We start from the raw sequence: 16,857 nt of genomic DNA on the forward strand, positions 1-16,857 counted from the left end.
GCCGCCTTTCAGGATCCGTCGGTCCGGCCCGACCGGCTCAGGCCGGTGAGGTCCAGGGATTCGGTGACGCTGTTGACCGGCAGGCCGGTGATGTCCGCGTCCGCCACCATCAGGTTCGGCAGCAGGAACAGCCAGTCGGCGGCGGCGTCCTTCGACAGGGTCCGGGCGGCGGCGTGCATCGCGGTGATCTGCTCCTTCTGGCTTCCGGTGTCCGCCTTCGCGAGCAGCTCGCGGAACGCGGGGCTGTCGTAGCGGGTGTAGTACTTCTTGTCGCCGAACACGGCGGGCATGTCGCGGGGTTCGACGTGGGACATGATCGTCATGTCGTAGTCGGCGTTCTTGAACACCGTCGACAGCCAGGCGGCGGGGAACTCCAGCTGGCTCAACTCGACCTTGAATCCGACCTGTTCGAGCTGGCTCTTGACGACGGTGCCGCAGGCGGCGGCGTACGGCAGGGTCGGGATCCGCAGCCGCAGCGTGCGCCCGGCCTGGCCGGACTCCTTGAGGAGCGTGCGCGCCTTGTCCTGGTCGTACGGGTACAGGTCGGTGAGGTCCTGGTACCAGGGGTCGGTGGGCGGCACCATGCTGCCGATGAGCTTGCCGCGTCCGCCCCAGCAGGTGTCGACGAGGGCCTGGTGGTCGATGGCGTGGCGCACCGCCTGCCGGGCCTTCCTGCTCCGCATGGGCCCTGAACCGTTGTTCAGCGAGAGCATGACCTCGCCGTTGGTGGAGCCCTCGATGACGCGGTACTTGGGGTTGTTCTCGAACCGGTAGAGCGAGTCCGGCGACTGCATCGCGCCGATGACGTCGATGGTGCCCGTGAGCAGCGCGTTGTTCATCGCCGTCGGGTCCTTGAAGTACTTGAGCGTGACCGTGTCGAAGTGCGGTGCGCGCCCCCAGTAGCCGGGGCGGCGGGCGAGCGTGATGGAGTCGCCGCGGTTCCACTTCTTCAGTTCGTACGGTCCGGTGCCGACGGGCGTGGTGGCCAGCTTGTCGACGCCGGTGCGGCTGAACATCGCGCCGGTGCGGGTGGTCATCCGGTACAGCCAGTCGTTGCTGGGCCGCTTCAGTGTCACCTTCAACTCGTCGCGGGAGACGGCCCGTACGCGGTCGACGACGCTCATCTGGGCCTTCAGCGCCACGGTCCACTTGGGGACGACGCGCTCGATGGAGAACTTGGCGTCCGCGGCGGTGAACGGTGCGCCGTTGCTGAACTTCGCGTCTTTGGTGAGGTGGAAGGTGTACGTCCTGCGGTCCTTCGACAGCTCCCACGAGCGGGCGAGGGAAGGCCGGATCTTCCCGTGCTGGTCGAGCTTCACGAGGTTCTCGTAGACGTTGTAGAGCAGCGCCTGCGGGATGGCGGCGCCGTCGGTCTTCGTGAAGTCGAGGTTCGCGGGTTCGGCGGTGACACCGATGGCGAGGGAGTCACCGGGGCCCTCGGGGCGGGAACCGGCGGCGGTGGAACCGGCGGAGCAGGCCGTCGCCAGGAGCAGGAGACAGGCGGCCGCCAGGGTGGCGGCCGTCCGGGCGCGTCGCCCGCGTCGTCGGTCCTCGCTCATGCACGACACCTTCCGCCGTAACTGGCCTGACCAGTAAGCTCACTTGACAGGTACCGTGACGACTGAGGCGGTACCTGTCAAGAGGGTGGTACCTGGCCACTGGCATGAAGGAGAGGGTGCGGATGCTCACCGAACAGAACCTGGCCACCATGTCCGCCGTCGAAATGACCGCCCGCTTCGCCGATCGCACGGTGTCACCGGTCGAGGTTCACGACGCCGTGCAGTCGGTGATCGAGGCGCGCGAGGGCGTGCTGAACGCGTTCTGGGTGCGGGACCCCGAGGAGTCCCGCAAGGCGGCCGAGGCGAGCGAGGCCCGGTGGGCGGCCGGGGAGCCGCTGGGGCCGGTCGACGGCGTGCCGGTGACGCTGAAGGAGAACATCGCGCGCAGAGGCGTCCCGATGCCTGCGGGCAACGCGGGGGTGGAGCCGGTGGTCCCCGAGCGGGACGCGCCGGTCACCGAGCGGGTCCTGGAGTCGGGCGGCGTGGTCCTCGGCTCGACCGTCATGCCGGACTGGGGCATGCTCTCCTCCGGCGTCTCCAGCAAGCACGGCATCACCCGCAGCCCGTGGAACCCGGCCTGGACGACGGGCGGTTCGAGCTCCGGCGCGGGCGCGGCGGCCGCCGCCGGGTACGGGCCGCTGCACGTCGGCTCGGACATCGGCGGGTCGATCCGGCTTCCGGGGACGTGGCTGGGGCTCGCCACCCTCAAGCCGAGCGACGGCCGGGTCCCGCTGGACACCCCGTACCTGGGCCGTGCGGCGGGCCCCATGGCGCGTACGGTCGCGGACCTGGCCCTTTTCATGCGGGTCCTGAGCCGGCCCGACGCGCGTGACTGGACGAGCCTGCCGCCGCAGGACATCGACTGGTCGCGCACGGAGTGCGAGGTGCGGGGGCTGCGGGTGGGCCTGCACCTGGACGCGGGCTGCGGCGGGCCGCGCGACCCGGAGGTGCTGGACGCGGTGCGCGGCGCGGCCGCCGTCTTCGAGGCGGCGGGCGCGACGGTCGAACCGCTCGACCCCTTCCTGACGCAGGACCTCCTGGACGACCTGGACCTGTTCTGGCGGGTGCGCTCCTGGAACGACTTCCGCAAGCTGTCCACGCAGGCGGCGCTCCGCGTCCACCCGTACGTGATGGACTGGTGCCGCGAGGGCGCGGACGTGGCGGGCGCACGGGTGCTCCACTGCTACCAGCAGATCATGGGCATGCAGTCGCGGACGGTGGCGGCGACCCTCCCGTACGACATCGTGCTCTCGCCGGTGGCCCCGGTGGCGGCCTTCGCGGCCGAGCAGCCGATGCCGTTCATGGAACCGGGCAGGACCATGTCGCACATCGGCTTCACCGCCCCGTACAACATGTCGGGCCAGCCCGCCGCGACCGTCAACTGCGGGTTCACGGCGGACGGCAGGCCCATCGGCGTACAGATCTCGGGGCGCCGCTTCGACGACGTGGGGGTCCTCGGGGCGGCGGCCTGGTACGAGCGCAGCCGTCCGGCCGGGGCGGTTCCGCAGTGGCCGGACGCGGAGTCCGCAGGCGGCGCGGGGGTGGCGTCGTGACGGCGGACGGGGCACGGTTCCAGCAGGTCGCGCCGGTGCGGCTGTACCAGCGGATCGTGGAACAGATCGAGCAGGCCATCACCCGCGGCGACCTCAAGCCGGGGCAGCGGCTGCCCAGCGAGCGGGAGTTGGTGTCCCAGTTCGGCGCGAGCCGGCCCACCGTGCGGGAGGCGCTGCGCGTCCTGGAGAGCAACGGCCTGGTCCGCTCCCGCCCCGGCGATCCGCGTGGACCGGAGATCCTGCCCTTCACCACGGCGGGCCTTGCGAAGGAGATGACGCGCCTCGCCCGCTTCGACACCGTCTCGATGGCCGAGCTGATCTCCTTCCGGATGATCCTCGACGGCTCGGCCAGCCAGCTCGCCGCACGCCTGCGCACGGACGGCGAGTTGGCGGCGATGGAGGAGACGGTGACGGCCATGACGCACGCCATCGACTCCGGCTACGAGGAGTTCAGCACGGCGGACGTCGCGTTCCACGAGGTGGTGGCCCGCGCCAGCCGCAACGCGCTGATCGAGGTCTCGAACCAGGTCGTACGCGGCGCGGTCCTCACCCTGATCGCCGACAAGGTGGCCCACGCGGACAACCGCGAGGCCCTGATGCGCACTTCGCTCCGCCACCACCAGGAGGTCCTGGAGGCCATCCGCTCCCGCGACGGCCTGGCGGCGGCCCGCATCTCACGCCGGACGCTGTACGACTACTACGCGGGGTACGTGGCGCAGGACCAGCGGGGACCGTTGCTGGCGCTGGTGGACGGGGAAGGCGAGTAGCCGCCGGAGCGTTCGCCCCCGGTCACCCATGGCAGTCCGAAGTGCCGCACGTGCCGTGGGAGGACGCCGGGCGCGGCACGTCCAGTGTCGGGTTGCGGTCGAAGAATCCGAAGGGTTTGAGGGTGAAGCCGGTCCGGTCGACCGGCATGACCGGCCAGTCCTCGGGGCGCGGGGCGTGGGTGAGGCCGAAGGTGTGCCAGACGGTGAGGGGTTGGCCGTCGAGGTCGCGGTCGGCCGCCGTGTACGTGGGCAGGCCCGCGCCGCCGGGGTGCTGGTTGACGAAGTCGCCGGCCGGGTAGCGCTCGGCGGCGTCGGAGCGGGTCACCCACAGGTGCCTCGTGGCGAAGGCGGCGCGTGCGGCGACCGAGGACTCCGGGTCGGCGAGGAGCGTCGGCTTCCCTTCGGGGAACAGGGCGTAACCGACCGGCCTGCCCAGGTGGTTGAGGGAGTCCGGGTTGGTGATGTGCCAGGTGCGGTCCACGGCGGGGTCCGCGTCGCGCCGGGCGGCGTGTTCGGTGAGCAGCGGGGTGCGGCGCAGCGTGAAGGCGTTGCCGCGCGGGTTGTCCGGGCCGACCGGGACGCGGGCGGCATCGACCTCCTCGACCCGGTTGGTGACTCCGTCGACGGCCATGTCGAGGCGTGCGCAGAACAGGTGTTGGTGGAAGGGTGCGCCGAGGCCTGGCGCGATCTCGGCGCGGAACCGCTCGTCACCGGTGTACGCGGCGGTGAACACGACGCCGGTCGCCTTGGCCTCGAAGGCGATGGTGCCGTCGAGGTACAGGTACCAGTAGAAGCCGTAGTCGTAATTGCCGATGGTGGTGAAGAAGGAGAGCACCATGCGGCGCTGTCGCCGGGTCTCGGCGGATCCCGCCCACAGGTCGGTGTGCTTCCAGAGGATGCCGTCGTCCTCCTCGTGCAGGCAGATCGCGTTGCGCAGGGTCCTCGGTTCGCCGTGCTCGTCGGCGATGACGGCGTCGAGGTAGGTGATGTCGCCGACGCAGTCGCAGCCCAGCTCAAGGGCGTTGGCGCAGCGGCCGATCAGGTACTCGCCGGTGTCGAAGTAGTTCTGCCAGGAGCGGACCGGGGACGGGTCGGCGTAGGGCACGACCATTTCCGCGATGGAGGCGCGGTGCACGACGGGGCGGGTGCGGCCGGTGTCGCGGTCGGCGAAGGCGATGCGGTGCAGGACGAGGCCCTCGCGGGCGTCGAAGCCGATGTCGAGCGACCAGTTCTCCCACGTCAGTCGGTGGCCGTCGAGGGCGAAGCTCGGGCCTTCGGGCTGGGTGATCTCGATGGGGCGCTGCGTGGTGCGCGGCGGGCCCGCGACCTCCGGTGTGTCGAAGTTGCCGGAGCCGGTGGGGACGCGGACCGGGCCGAGGTCGATGACCTGGTCCACGGTGCGGTGGGTGACATCGACGTAGCCGACGAGCCCGTCGACCGGGTGCGCCCAGGCGTGGTCCGCCTCGTGGTCCTGCACGAAGGCGAGTCCGCGCAGGATGCGGCGCCCGCTCTCCTGCGGGTACTCGTCGGCGTACACCCCGGCGGACAGCGGTGCGACGCGCACCGTGCGCACGTCGAGGCCCCGGCTCTCCAGGGCGGCGAGCCACCGCTCGTCCTCGGAGAGCAGCTCCTCGACGGCACCGAACTCCTCCTCAAGGACGGGGAGTTGTCCGTCCTTCACCGGATCGAGCTGCCGGTCCGACACCACGCGCCCGTCCGTCAGCGACACCACCACGTCGCGGGCGGGCGCCCCGGCGGTGTCCTGGAGCATGACCCGCACCCGCCGCCAGTCCCCCACACCCGCTCCGTCGCCGAACAGCGCCTCCTTCGCGGGCTCTTCGAGCCCCAGGTACGCGAAGCGGGTCGTGTCGGCCAGCAGGCCGGCCGCGTCCAGGGCGTCCCGTGCCGACCGGATCTCCTCGGCGGTCACCGGTGCGAGCGGATCGTGATCGTGCAGGTCACTCATGGAGCGCTCCCGTAGCTCTGGGCCCTGTGTCCGTGTCACCGCGAACGTAGGCCGGTGGACTCGTGCCGGTGCGACAGCGCGTGCACGCGTAGGCGCCATTGCGTGCACCCAATGGTGTCCCGCCGCGCGCGCCGTCGGCCAGGGTCGCAGCAGCGCCGTCCCCGCCGGGAACGGGCCACCGAGCGAGCTACGGAGTACGCACATGGACCATCGCCACGACCACCTGTTCATCGGCGGGGCGTGGGTGCGCCCCAGCACCGGACGGCGCCTGACACCGGTCGACCCGAGCACGGAACAGGCCCTCGGGTCCGTGCCCGAGGCCGTGGAGGCGGATGTCGACGCCGCGGTGCGCGCCGCTCGTGACACCTTCGACTCCCGCGGTGGCTGGGCGAGTTGGGAGCCAGAGCGGCGCGCCGAGGTGATGGACCGGTTCGCCGCGGAGCTCGACGCGCGGGCGCAGGACATCGCGACGCTGGTGAGTTCGCAGAACGGGATGCCCGTGAGCATCGCCCGGCAGCTGGAGGTCGGCTATCCCGGCGCGGTGCTGCGCTACTACGCGGGGCTTGCCCGCGAGACCGGGTTCAGCGAGGTGCGCACCGGACTGCTCGGCGGCGCGGTGGAGGTGCGCAGGCTGCCGGTGGGTGTCGTGGCGGCGATCGTGCCGTGGAACTATCCGCAGGTCCTGTCCATGTTCAAGATCGCGCCGGCCATGGCGGCGGGCTGCACGGTGGTGCTCAAACCGTCCCCGGAGACGGTCCTCGACTCGTATCCGCTCGCCGAGGCCGCGCAGGCCGCCGGGGTGCCGGCGGGGGTGCTGAACATCGTGCCGGGCGGGCGCAGGGCGGGCGCGCATCTGGTGGCGCATCCGGGCGTCGACAAGGTGGCGTTCACGGGCTCGACGGCCGCGGGGCGTGCCATCGGGGAGACCTGCGGGCGCCTGCTGCGGCCGGTGACACTGGAGTTGGGCGGGAAGTCGGCGGGCATCGTCCTCGACGACGCGGAGCTGGACCCGGCGACCATCGGCCAGGACCTCGTCGCGGCGACGCTCACCAACAACGGCCAGACCTGCTTCCTCAGCACCCGCGTGCTCGCGCCGCGCGGCCGCTACGCCGAGGTCGTCGACCTGGTGACCGACCTGGCCCGCTCCCTGCCCGTCGGCAATGCCCTGGACGAGAAGACCCTCGTCGGCCCGCTGGTCAGCGCCGCGCAGCGGGAGCGGGTCGAGGGACATGTGGCCAAGGGCCTCGCCGAGGGCGCGCGCCTCACCACGGGAGGCCGCCGCCCGGCGGGGCTCGACCGCGGCTGGTTCGTCGAGCCGACCGTCCTCGCCGACGTCGACAACTCCCGGGCCGTCGCCCGCGAGGAGATCTTCGGCCCGGTCCTGTGCGTCATCCCGTACGAGGACGTGGAGGACGCCGTGCGGATCGCCAACGACTCCGAGTTCGGGCTGGGCGGCACGGTGTGGACGGCCGACCCGGAGCGCGGCGCGTCCGTCGCCCGCCGCGTGCACACCGGCACCATCGGCGTGAACGGCTATCTGCCGGACCCCGTGGCCCCGTTCGGCGGCGCGAAGGCGAGCGGCCTGGGCAGCGAGCTGGGGCCCGAAGGGCTCGCGGCGTACCTGCGGTTCCAGAGCGTGTACCGGCCGAGCCCCGCCGGTGATTGAGGCGCGGGGTCCGGGGCAGAGCCCCTGGGGCGCGGGGCGGCCCACCGGTACAGGCCGGTGGGCCGCCCCAGCGACGGCGGTCACCGCATGAACAGCCCGCCGTTGGCGTCCCAGCACGCGCCCGTCACCGTGTCGGCGTGCTCCGCGGAGAGCAGGACGACCATGTCGGCGATGAACTCCGGGCGGCCGAGACGGCCCACCGGGATCATCGCCTCCATCTGCGCGAGCTTCTCCCGGTCGACGGTGCGGCGCACCACCGGCAGGTCCTGCGGGCCCGGCGAGACGGCGTTGACCGTGACACCGTGCGGGCCGAGGTCGCGGGCGAATACCTTGGTGAGCGTGGCGACACCGCCCTTGGACGCCGCGTAGTGGGCGCCGGTCGCCGTGCCGCCGTTCTGGCCCGCGAGCGAGCCGAGGTTGACGATGCGTCCGTAGCCGCGCTCGGCGAAGTACCCACCGAAGACCTGGCAGCCGAAGAAGGTGCCGTGCATGTTCGTCTCCACCACGGCGGCGAAGCTCTCCGGGGTGATGTCCATCAGCGACTCGACCTTGGAGTGCCCGGCGTTGTTCACGAGGACGTGCACCGCGCCCCAGCGTTCGACGAGCCGGTCGCGGGCGCGGGCGAAGGCGTCCTTGTCGCGCACGTCGAGGGCGAGGCCGACCGCGTTCTCGCCGGTGGGGTCGAGCTCGGCCGCTGCCTTGACCGCCGCCGACTCGTCCAGGTCGGCCAGGGCGACCCGGTACCCGTGGTCGTGGAAGCGCGCGGCGATGCATCCGCCGAGGCCGCCGGCCGCCCCGGTGACCAGGACCACGCGGTGTGTGTCGTGGTGCTCCCCCACGTCCTGCGGGCTCACCGCGTCACGTCCGGGAGCGGACGGCCGACGCGGGCCTCGATCTTCATGTACCGCCACAGGCCGTACTCGCCGACCTGCACCGTGCGGAAGAGATTGCAGGCGGCGGCGACGGTCGGCTGGTCCACGACGTCGGCGAGGACATAGCTGGTCCAGGGCCAGGAGCCGGAGGGGCCGACCATGTGCTGGTCGTCGTCGATGGTGCCGATGACGTCGACGCCCTCAAGGTCGTGCAGCTGGCGCAGCATGCTGGTGAAGCCGTCCCAGACCGCCTTGCCCTGCCCGGTCGGCAGGTCGAAGAAGTTCTGGTTGACGCCGATGCAGAACAGCACCCGCAGGGGCGCCTGGGGGGTAGCGGACATGTGGGTCACACCTTTCGTGAACAGGAGCAAAAAGCGCTGGGTTCAGAGATAGCCGGGGAACGGGTCGACGCCCATGAGCACCGCCCCTGCCCCGTCGTACAGGCCCTCTTGCAGGAACGCGTGCTGCGGCACCACGGAGGCGTCCCGCAGATAGCGCTGCATCGGGCTGCCGTCCGCGATGGCCCGGATTCCGGCGAGCTGGTAGGCGGTCTGCGCGACGGCGAAGGACTCGTGGGCGAGGGCGGTGGAGGCGAGGCGGAGCAGGCTCGCCTGGTGGGCGGTGGCCGGATCGCCGCCCAGCACGGTCTCCCACACCTCTTCGGTGATCTCGTAGAAGAAGGCGCGGGCCGAGCGCAGCCGGGCCTCCGCCCGGCCCACCGCGATGCGGTACGCGGCACGGTCCGCGGCGACCGGCCCGCCGGTGTAACTGGCGCGCCCGCCCTCCGTGATGACCTGGTCGAGCGCGGCGCGCGCCACCCCGAGGCCGACGACCGCGAGGACCTGCGCCGCGTACGGCACGGCCGGGTAGCGGTAGAGCGGTTCGTCGACGGTCGGCTCGCCGCCGCGGACGAAGGTCCACTCCTCGGGGACGACGACGCCGTCGACGGCGAGGTCGTGGCTGCCGGTGCCGCGCATTCCGATGACGTCCCAGTTCTCGACGATCTCCACGTCCTCGGGGCGCAGCACCGCGGTGCGCGGGCGGCCCGCCCGGTCCTCGCCCACCTTGATGCCGACGCCGAGGACGTCGGCGCCCTTGCAGCCGCTCGCGAACTTCCAGCGGCCCGAGACCCGGTAGCCGCCGTCGACCGGCTCCGCGGGCTGTACGGGGAAGAGTCCGCCGGCGAAGGCGACGTCGGGCCCGTCCGCGTACAGCTGCTCCTGGGTGTCGAGCGGCAGGGCCGCGAGATAGATCAGGGAGGAGCCGAAACTGGCGACCCAGCCGGCCGATCCGTCGACCTGCGAGATCCTTTCGATCAGGCGGAGGAATTCGGCCGGCGGCAGCGGCTCGCCGCCGAAACGCCGCGGCGCACTGGCGCGGTAGAGGCCCGCTTTCTTGAATTCGGCGATCACATCGCGCGGCACGTGCCGTCCGCTCTCGAATTCCGCCCGGCGCGCGGCCACGAGGTCCAGCACGTTGCCCAGTGAATGTGTCATGCGTAATTCCCCTGCCTGACCGTCGAGTTGATCGCTCGAACTCGTTTCACCGTCAAAACTAGGCGCGACCTCGTGCGCCAACAATTGGGAATGAGCGGGGACGGGTAGGGGATTTCCCTGATCGTTTACGCCTCGGCGTCCCGCAGTGGCAGCCGGAACCGGAAGACGGTGCCGCGCGGGGAGTTCGGACAGGCCTCGATCTCGCCGCCGTGGCGGGTGATGATGCGGTGGCTCAGGGCGAGGCCGATGCCGTGGCCGTTGCCCTTCGAGGTGAACGCGCCGTCGAAGATCCGCCCGCCCGAGGAGGCGGGCAGTCCGCCGCCGGTGTCGCGCACCTCGACCTCCGCGCAGTCGTCATGTCTGCGGGTGGTGACGGTGACTCCGCCCGGCTCGTCGGGCCAGCGGGCCATCTCCTCCAGGGCGTTGAAGGCGAGGTTCATGACGACCTGCCCGATGAGCACCTTCTCGCAGCTGACGGGCAGGGCGGCCGCCGTGTGTTCCCAGTGCACGGCGACGTTGTGCGCCTTGGCCCGTACGTCGACGAAGTACTTGCAGTCGCCGACGACGTCGCCCAGGTCGACGGAGCGTTTGGCGTCTTCCAGGCGGACCACGTAGGCGCGCAGGCTGGACAGGATCGTGGTGGCGCGCTCCAACTGGCGGGTGGCGTGGTCGAGGCCCCAGTGCAGCGAGCCGGGCTCGCGGGTGTCGTCGATGCGGCCGAGGGCGCCCGCGACGAAGTTGTGGGCGGCCGCGATGGGCTGGCTGACCTCGTGGGCGATGGCCATGGCCATGTCGCCCATGGCGTTGTAGCGGGCCAGGTGGTTGAGGTACTGGGCGTCGCGCCGGTGTTCCTCCTCGGTGTGCACCGTGTCGGTGATGTCGTGGAAGAGCAGGAGCAGGCCCCGCAGGTCGTTCTCGATGTCGATGTACTGGCAGCGGGCCGCGAACCAGCGGTCGGGTCCGCCGCCCGCCCCGTCGGAGACCGCGAGGCGGTAGCGGGCGTCGGTGGGCCGCCCGCCGCGCGAGGTGTCCTTCAGCACGTCGCGCAGGACGGCGGTGGAGTCGGCCGCGAGGAACGCGGTGAAGTCCGTGCCGAGCAAGTCCTCGGGGTTCCGGTCGAGCAGGATGCCCGCCGATTCGCCCGCGAAGACGATCCGGCCGTCGTCGTCGAGCACCACGATGCCCTCGTCGAGGTTGCGCAGGAACGCCTGCAGTCGGGCCTCGGTGCGGGTCAGGTCGCGGCGGGTGGCCTTCTCCTCGGCGATGTCGCGGAACTGCACCATGACGACGGGCCCGGTCGACAGCTCCACGCGCTTGGCGAGCGCCTCGCTGAGGATGTCGGTGCCCGTCTTGGACCGGTAGCACCATTCGATGCGGCTGCGGCCCTGGTCGGCGGCGCGCTGCAGCCAGGCGACGCCGATGTGCCGCGCGTACTGCGCCGCGTTGGAGCTCATGTCGGGGGCCTTGAGCGGCTTGAGCTCGTCGAGCGTGAAGCCGAGCGCGGTGCGCGCGGCGGGGTTGGCCCACAGGATGTCCTTGGTCCCGGCGTCGTGCACCAGGACGCAGTGGTCGATGGCCTCGAAGAGCCGGGCCAGGTCGGGGCAGGCGAGGTCGGCGGTGGCGGGCATCGGGCCTCACACCTCCTCGGGGCGCAGTCCGCAGCGCATCATGTCGCCGATGAGCGCGCCGAGGGTGTCGGCGTCGGTCTTCTCGCGGATCCGCGCCCGGTGGGCGTCGACCGTCTTCAGGCTGATGCCGAGCTGCCGGGCGATCACCTTGCTGGGGACGCCCTCGACGACCTGGCGCAGGATCTCCCGCTCGCGCGGGCTGAGGTGGGTGATCCGTTCCCGCAGGGAGCGCTGCTCGGCGCGGCACGCGTAGCGTTCGCCCGCCACCCGCAGGGCGTTCTGCAGGATGTCGAGCAGCCGCTGGGGATCGTAGGGCTTCTCCAGGAAGTCGACGGCTCCGGCCTGCAGGGCGCGCACCGACATGGGGATGTCTCCGTGCGCGGACACGAAGACGATGGGCAGCGCCGCGCCTTGGGCGTTGAGGAGTTCCTGTACGCGGAATCCGCCGATGCCCGGCATGCGGACGTCGAGGACGAGGCAGGCGGGGCGGTCCGGGTCGAAGGCGTCGAGGAAGGCGTCGGCGTCGGTGAACCACTCGGTCCTGATGTTCACGGACTCCAGCAACCAGGCCAGGGAGAGGCACAGTTGCTCGTCGTCGTCGAGCACGTAGACGAGGTCGGCGGCTGGTTCACCTGTCATGATTCCTCGCTTTCGTCGTGCGTACATGCCTGCGCCCCGCCCGGCCGCAGGCGGCCGAGGACCACTCCCCCGGCGAACACCGCGACCACGGTCAGCTCCAGGATCAGCGCCGTGGTGCCGGACGCGGAGACCAGGGTGGTGAAGTTGCGCAGCGCCAGCACCGTCGCACCGCACAGCAGGGCGACGGCGAGCAGTGGGGCGAGCATGGTGTGCCAGATCCTTTCATCGAGCCGGGTCCTGCGGAAGAACACGATCACGGACACCGAGGTGAGCAGGTACAGCAGCATGAGGGCGAGCACGCTGACGCCGCCGCCCCAGGTCAGGAGGGTGAGCACCGGGTCGGCCCCGGCGGCGGCGAACGGCACGACGAGGACCGCGGCGAGCACCGTCTGCGCCAGGCTGGCCACGTAGGGCGCCCCGTGCCGGTTGGTGCGGGCGAGCCCGCGGGGCAGCACTCCGGCAGCGCCGAGTGAGTGGAAGTAGCGGTTGATCCCGTTGTGGAACGCGACGACGCCCGCGAGCAGCGAGCCGGCCAGCAGGACCTGCGTGACATCACCGGCCCAGCCGCCCAGCGTGTGCGTGAGGGGTGTGAGGACGACGGAGGTGGCATCACCGTCGCGCAGGGCGTCGAGCGCCGCGCCCCGCACCTCGTCGGCGCCGTAGTAGCTCACGATCATCCAGGAGACGAAGGCGAAGAACAGCGAGATCACCGCGACCGACACGTAGGTGGCGCGTGGCACGGTGCGCGCCGGGTCCCGCGCCTCCTTCGCGTACAGGGCCGTCGACTCGAACCCGAGGAGGCAGCCGATCGCGAAGGTCAGGGCGACGCCGGGCGCGCCCGTGAAGAACGCGGAGGGGGCGAACGAACCAGCGACGTCGAGGCCGTGCGGGCCGCCGCCGCTGAGGAGTTCGTGCCCGGCGAACAGCAGCAGCACCGAGGTCTCGGCGACGACGAGGACGGCGAGCAGCCGCGCCCCCAGCTCGATGTTGAGGGAGCCGAGCGCCTGCACGAGGAGCATCGTGGCGAGTGTCCACACCCACCACGGCAGATCGAGCGAGAGGTAGCGCTGCGCGAGGCCCTGCGCCACCACGCCGTACAGGCCGTAGAGCGCGGCCTGTGTCGCGCTGTAGCAGAGGATCGCCGCCTGCGAGGCGCCGACGCCGAGGGGACGGCCGAGGCCGCGGGACACGTACGCGTAGAAGGCACCCGCGTCGGTGACGTGGCGGCTCATCGCGATGAACCCGACGGCGAACAGGCCGACCATGACACCGACCACGAGGTACACGGCGGGCGCGGCGCCGCCGTTGCCGAGGCCCAGCGGGATGGGCAGCGTGCCCGCGACGCCGGTCAGGGGCGCCTGCGCGGACAGCACGAAGAACACCATCCCGGCCACGCCCACGGCGCCCTTGCGCAGCCGGGTGCGTGGTTCCGGTGCTGCGTCCGGTCCTGCGTCCGGTTCTGCGGACTGCACGGTCACGACGTCTCCTTGCGGCCGGGGGTTCGGTGGGGGTCGGGACGTACTGTGCGCGCGGCGGGCGGGCCGGGAGTGCGGGTGCGTGCACTCGTTTACGCCTTTGCATGCACGCACGCGCGGACTACCTTGATCGAAAGTCCTCCGGCGGGTGGAGCGCAGCATGACTTCGTACGTCACCACCGAGTACCCGAGCACGGACGGCGTCGGCCGGGCCGACCGCTCCGCCCACTGGGCCCGGGAGATCTCGCGGGTGTTCGGCGGGCTCGACACGCGGCCCGTCGCGGCGAACGCCTTCCGCGCCACGGCCACCTGCGACGCGGTCGGGCAGTTGCTGCTCGGCTCCATCAGCGCGGGCCCGCTGCGGGTGCGGCGCACCGAGCGGCTGACGGCGCAGAGCGAGGACGACCACTACAAGGTGGCGCTCCAGGTCGCCGGCACGTGTGTCGTCGAACAGGACGGCGTGCACGGGGCGCTGGGCCCCGGTGACCTCGCGATCTGCGACACCACACGCCCGTACACGTTCCGCTACGACACCGCCTTCCGCACCGTGCTGATGCTGCTGCCCCGGGCGATGCTGCCGGTGCGGCCCGAGGCGGTGCGCGGTCTCACGGCACGGCGGCTGGCCGGGGAGAGCGGCGTCGCGGCCGTGGTGGGTCCTTTCCTTCGCTCGCTCGGCGAGCAGGCCCGCGTCTGCGCGGGACCCGCGACGCCGGGGCTCGCGGACGGGGCGGCGTCCCTGATGACGGCGCTGGTGTCGGAGAACCTCGACCGTGCGGCGCCCGCGGAGCCGGGGCAGGCGATGATGCTGCGGATCCGCGCGCACATCGACAGCCGTCTCCCGGACCCCGGACTCACCCCGGACTCGATCGCCGAGGCGCACGGCATCTCCCGCCGCTATCTGTTCAAGCTGTTCGCCGCCGAGGAGCTGACGGTCGCGGGCTGGATCCGCACGCGCCGCCTGGAGCGGTGCGCGCGGGACCTGGCGAGTCCGGCGGCGGCCCAGCAGCCCATCGGCATGATCGCCGCGCGCTGGGGGCTGCTGGACGGCCGGCACTTCAGCCGGGTGTTCAAGACGGCGTACGGCCGGACTCCGCGCGACTTCCGCCGTCGCGCGCTCGCGGAGCGGCCCCCGCACGGCGGCCTCGGCGCTCACGGGCGCATGAGCACAGAGGCCGACGGATAGGCCTCGGCGAAGCGCGCGGGCAGCGGCGCGACGAGCACGTTCTCGGTGCGGGTCCGGGTGATCCGCCACGTGCCGTCGTCGAGCCGCCGGAAGGCGTTGTTGAGGCGGCTGGAGCGCAGCAGCGCGGTGCCGTCGGCGTAGAGCCAGGGCTGCATGTGGATCCACTGGCCGGTGGCCGTGGCGCCGTCGACGTGGATCTGCTCGGACGTCAAGTAGTGCGCGTTGAGGACGAGTTCGGGGTCCTGACGCTCGCCCCAGAACGCCTCGAAGTGGGCCCGGACGGCGGCGGCTCCCTCGGCGCGGCCGAACTGGCCGTCGTAGTACTCGCCGACGCCCTCCCACGCGGCGTCCTCCGAATACAGCTCCATGATGAGGTCGATGCGGTGCGCGTCGTCGCGCACGCCGAACTCGGGGCACGGGGTGTCGCACAGGAACATGTAGCGGGCCTGGAGACGCCGGATGTCGGCCTCGGCCTCAAGGGTTGCGATGCGTTCGACGAGGGCGGCGAGCGTACGGGGATCGGTGTGGGTGTGCGTGTCGGTCATCGGGGGCCGCCTTCCGTGTCGTCGGACGTGCTGAGCGCGGACTCGATCCACGCGGCGTGCGCGAGGAGTGTGGACTCGCTGCGGCCCGTGCCGATGGCCTGGATGCCGAGCGGCAGCCCGTTCGTGTCGCGCAGGCCAGGCACCGTCACCGCCGGGAGGCCGAGGGCCTGCCAGGCACGGCTGAGCGCGGGATCACCCGTGGCGTCGATCCCCTTCGGGGCGGCGCCCAGCGCGGCGGGGCCGACGACGACGTCGTACGAGGCGAACAGCGCGGCGATCCGGGCTCGGGCCCGCTCGACGGTCCTGCGGGCCGTCGCGTGGTCGGCCTCGGAGGTGGCGGCGCCGGTGTGCAGCAAGTTCCGCAGCGGCTCGCTCAGTTGCGCCGACAGGTCGAGCTCGGCCGCGCGTTCACGGGCCGCCTCGTACGCCATCACCACGGGGTGCGCGGCCGTGACCTCCGCGACGAGCTTCTCCTCCGGGAAGGCCTCCACCACGGCCCCGGCGGCGGTCAGCCGTGTCCGGGCCGTCTCCACCGCCTCCCGCATCGCGTCGCTCACGTCCCCGAACGGTGCGGCGCTCCACAGCAGTACGCGCGGTGCGGCCACCTCGCCGGGTGTCTCGCCGGTGAGGGCCTGCCAGGCGAGCGCGAGGTCGCGGACCCCGGCGGCGTAGAAACCGTGGCTGTCCAGGCTGGGGCTCAGGCCGACCACTCCGTCGACGGGGAGACGCCCGTGGGTCATGACCAGGGACGCGACGCCGCAGAACGCGGCGGGCCGGGTGACGGAACCGGCCGTCTGGGAGCCGATCGCGAGCGGCACCTGCCCGCTCGCGACGGCCGCCGCCGAACCGCTGGACGAGCCGCCGGGGGTGTGTCCGGGCGCGGCGGGATTGTGCGTGGGGCCCGGCGCGAAGAAGGCGAACTCGGTGGTGACGGTCTTGCCGATCACGTCGACCCCGGCGGCCCGCCAGGCCCGTACGATCGCCGCGTCGGCCGTGGCCGGTGCGCTGTCGGCGCGCAGCCGCGAGCCGCACCGGGTGGGGTGCCCGGCGACGTCGATGATGTCCTTGACGCCGAAGGGGACTCCCGCGAGCGGTCCGGTGGCCGGCGCGGGTTCACGGACCGGCGCGACCCACGCCCGCACCTCCGGCTCCGTCCGCGCGATGCGGGCCTCGGCGCGGGCGCGGGCGGCCGCCGCCGTGGTGCGTCCCGCCGCGAGGTCGTCCACCAGCTCCCGCAGGGACCAGGGCTGCCACAGGCTCATGCTTCCTCCCATTGCGCGTCGGCCTCCCAGTAGTCCATCCCCGCGGCGCTGACCGAATGGCGCCACGGGGAGGTGCGTCGCAGCGTCGGTTCGACGCGGGCGGTGACGGCGTCGGCCGCCTCGGGGCCGTCGGCGTCGACCGTCCAGTGCACCCAGCCGAGTTCGCGTCCCCCGGCGTCGTGGGTGAACAGGTCGACGTGCCGCCAGCCGTAGTCGAAGGTGTCGTTGTAGCAGGTCAGCGTCATG

Annotated in this window: 15 protein-coding genes; 4 read left to right on the forward strand and 11 right to left on the reverse strand. The window is 72.1% G+C overall.

What is annotated here, in order from left to right:
* Window positions 1-8: 8 nt before the first annotated feature.
* Window positions 9-1,559 (reverse strand): ABC transporter substrate-binding protein, encoded by a 1,551-nt coding sequence (locus ACY34M_RS32200; protein ID WP_462721947.1) that lies wholly within the window; start codon window positions 1,557-1,559, stop codon window positions 9-11.
* Window positions 1,560-1,681: 122 nt separating this feature from the next.
* Here ACY34M_RS32200 and ACY34M_RS32205 point away from each other — a divergent pair, with 122 nt between their 5' ends.
* Window positions 1,682-3,112: an amidase gene (locus ACY34M_RS32205; RefSeq protein ID WP_462721946.1), complete on the forward strand. Its 1,431-nt coding sequence runs from the start codon at window positions 1,682-1,684 to the stop codon at window positions 3,110-3,112.
* Window positions 3,109-3,879, forward strand: coding sequence for a FadR/GntR family transcriptional regulator (locus ACY34M_RS32210; RefSeq protein WP_462721945.1), 771 nt, complete (start codon window positions 3,109-3,111; stop codon window positions 3,877-3,879). The genes ACY34M_RS32205 and ACY34M_RS32210 overlap by 4 nt, the downstream gene beginning before the upstream one ends.
* A gap of 22 nt (window positions 3,880-3,901) precedes the next feature.
* On the opposite strand, the gene ACY34M_RS32215 is transcribed toward ACY34M_RS32210, so the two are convergent.
* The gene (locus tag ACY34M_RS32215; RefSeq protein ID WP_462721944.1) at window positions 3,902-5,845 is read right to left on the reverse strand and encodes a primary-amine oxidase; all 1,944 of its coding nucleotides are present in this window, start codon (window positions 5,843-5,845) and stop codon (window positions 3,902-3,904) included.
* Between the two features lie 202 nt (window positions 5,846-6,047).
* Here ACY34M_RS32215 and ACY34M_RS32220 point away from each other — a divergent pair, with 202 nt between their 5' ends.
* Window positions 6,048-7,511 carry an aldehyde dehydrogenase gene (locus tag ACY34M_RS32220; RefSeq protein ID WP_462721943.1) on the forward strand — a complete coding sequence of 488 codons (1,464 nt, stop codon included), beginning with the start codon at window positions 6,048-6,050 and terminating at the stop codon, window positions 7,509-7,511.
* A gap of 80 nt (window positions 7,512-7,591) precedes the next feature.
* Here ACY34M_RS32220 and ACY34M_RS32225 read toward each other — a convergent pair whose 3' ends face one another.
* From ACY34M_RS32225 to ACY34M_RS32250, 6 genes are all read right to left on the reverse strand, one after another.
* On the reverse strand, window positions 7,592-8,365 hold the full coding sequence (locus ACY34M_RS32225; RefSeq protein WP_462721942.1) for an SDR family NAD(P)-dependent oxidoreductase: 774 nt from the start codon (window positions 8,363-8,365) through the stop codon (window positions 7,592-7,594).
* A complete protein-coding gene (locus ACY34M_RS32230; RefSeq protein WP_462721941.1) occupies window positions 8,362-8,724 on the reverse strand; it encodes a hypothetical protein in 363 nt (120 codons plus the stop codon). Before ACY34M_RS32230 ends, ACY34M_RS32225 begins: the two co-directional genes overlap by 4 nt.
* Window positions 8,725-8,766: 42 nt before the next feature.
* On the reverse strand, window positions 8,767-9,879 hold the full coding sequence (locus ACY34M_RS32235; RefSeq protein WP_462721940.1) for an acyl-CoA dehydrogenase family protein: 1,113 nt from the start codon (window positions 9,877-9,879) through the stop codon (window positions 8,767-8,769).
* A 125-nt stretch (window positions 9,880-10,004) separates the two neighbouring features.
* A complete protein-coding gene (locus ACY34M_RS32240) occupies window positions 10,005-11,507 on the reverse strand; it encodes a PAS domain-containing sensor histidine kinase (RefSeq protein WP_462721939.1) in 1,503 nt (500 codons plus the stop codon).
* A 6-nt stretch (window positions 11,508-11,513) separates the two neighbouring features.
* Entirely contained in the window at window positions 11,514-12,146 is a 633-nt protein-coding gene (locus ACY34M_RS32245; RefSeq protein ID WP_462721938.1) for a response regulator transcription factor, read from the reverse strand.
* Complete coding sequence (locus ACY34M_RS32250; RefSeq protein WP_462721937.1) at window positions 12,143-13,624, reverse strand: APC family permease; 1,482 nt, start codon at window positions 13,622-13,624, stop codon at window positions 12,143-12,145. The genes ACY34M_RS32245 and ACY34M_RS32250 overlap by 4 nt, the downstream gene beginning before the upstream one ends.
* A gap of 157 nt (window positions 13,625-13,781) precedes the next feature.
* Here ACY34M_RS32250 and ACY34M_RS32255 point away from each other — a divergent pair, with 157 nt between their 5' ends.
* Window positions 13,782-14,804, forward strand: a complete 1,023-nt coding sequence (locus tag ACY34M_RS32255) for an AraC-like ligand-binding domain-containing protein (RefSeq protein WP_462721936.1) — start codon at window positions 13,782-13,784, stop codon at window positions 14,802-14,804.
* On the opposite strand, the gene ACY34M_RS32260 is transcribed toward ACY34M_RS32255, so the two are convergent.
* Genes ACY34M_RS32260 through ACY34M_RS32270 form a run of 3 tightly spaced genes read right to left on the reverse strand, consistent with a single transcriptional unit; the run spans window position 14,771 to window position 16,856 of the window.
* Window positions 14,771-15,349, reverse strand: a complete 579-nt coding sequence (locus tag ACY34M_RS32260) for a nuclear transport factor 2 family protein (RefSeq protein ID WP_462721935.1) — start codon at window positions 15,347-15,349, stop codon at window positions 14,771-14,773. The genes ACY34M_RS32255 and ACY34M_RS32260 overlap by 34 nt on opposite strands.
* A complete protein-coding gene (locus tag ACY34M_RS32265) occupies window positions 15,346-16,611 on the reverse strand; it encodes an amidase (RefSeq protein WP_462721934.1) in 1,266 nt (421 codons plus the stop codon). Before ACY34M_RS32265 ends, ACY34M_RS32260 begins: the two co-directional genes overlap by 4 nt.
* Entirely contained in the window at window positions 16,608-16,856 is a 249-nt protein-coding gene (locus ACY34M_RS32270; protein ID WP_462721933.1) for a hypothetical protein, read from the reverse strand. Before ACY34M_RS32270 ends, ACY34M_RS32265 begins: the two co-directional genes overlap by 4 nt.
* Window position 16,857: the final 1 nt, after the last annotated feature.

This window comes from Streptomyces sp. EDA2-14 (genome assembly GCF_054963755.1).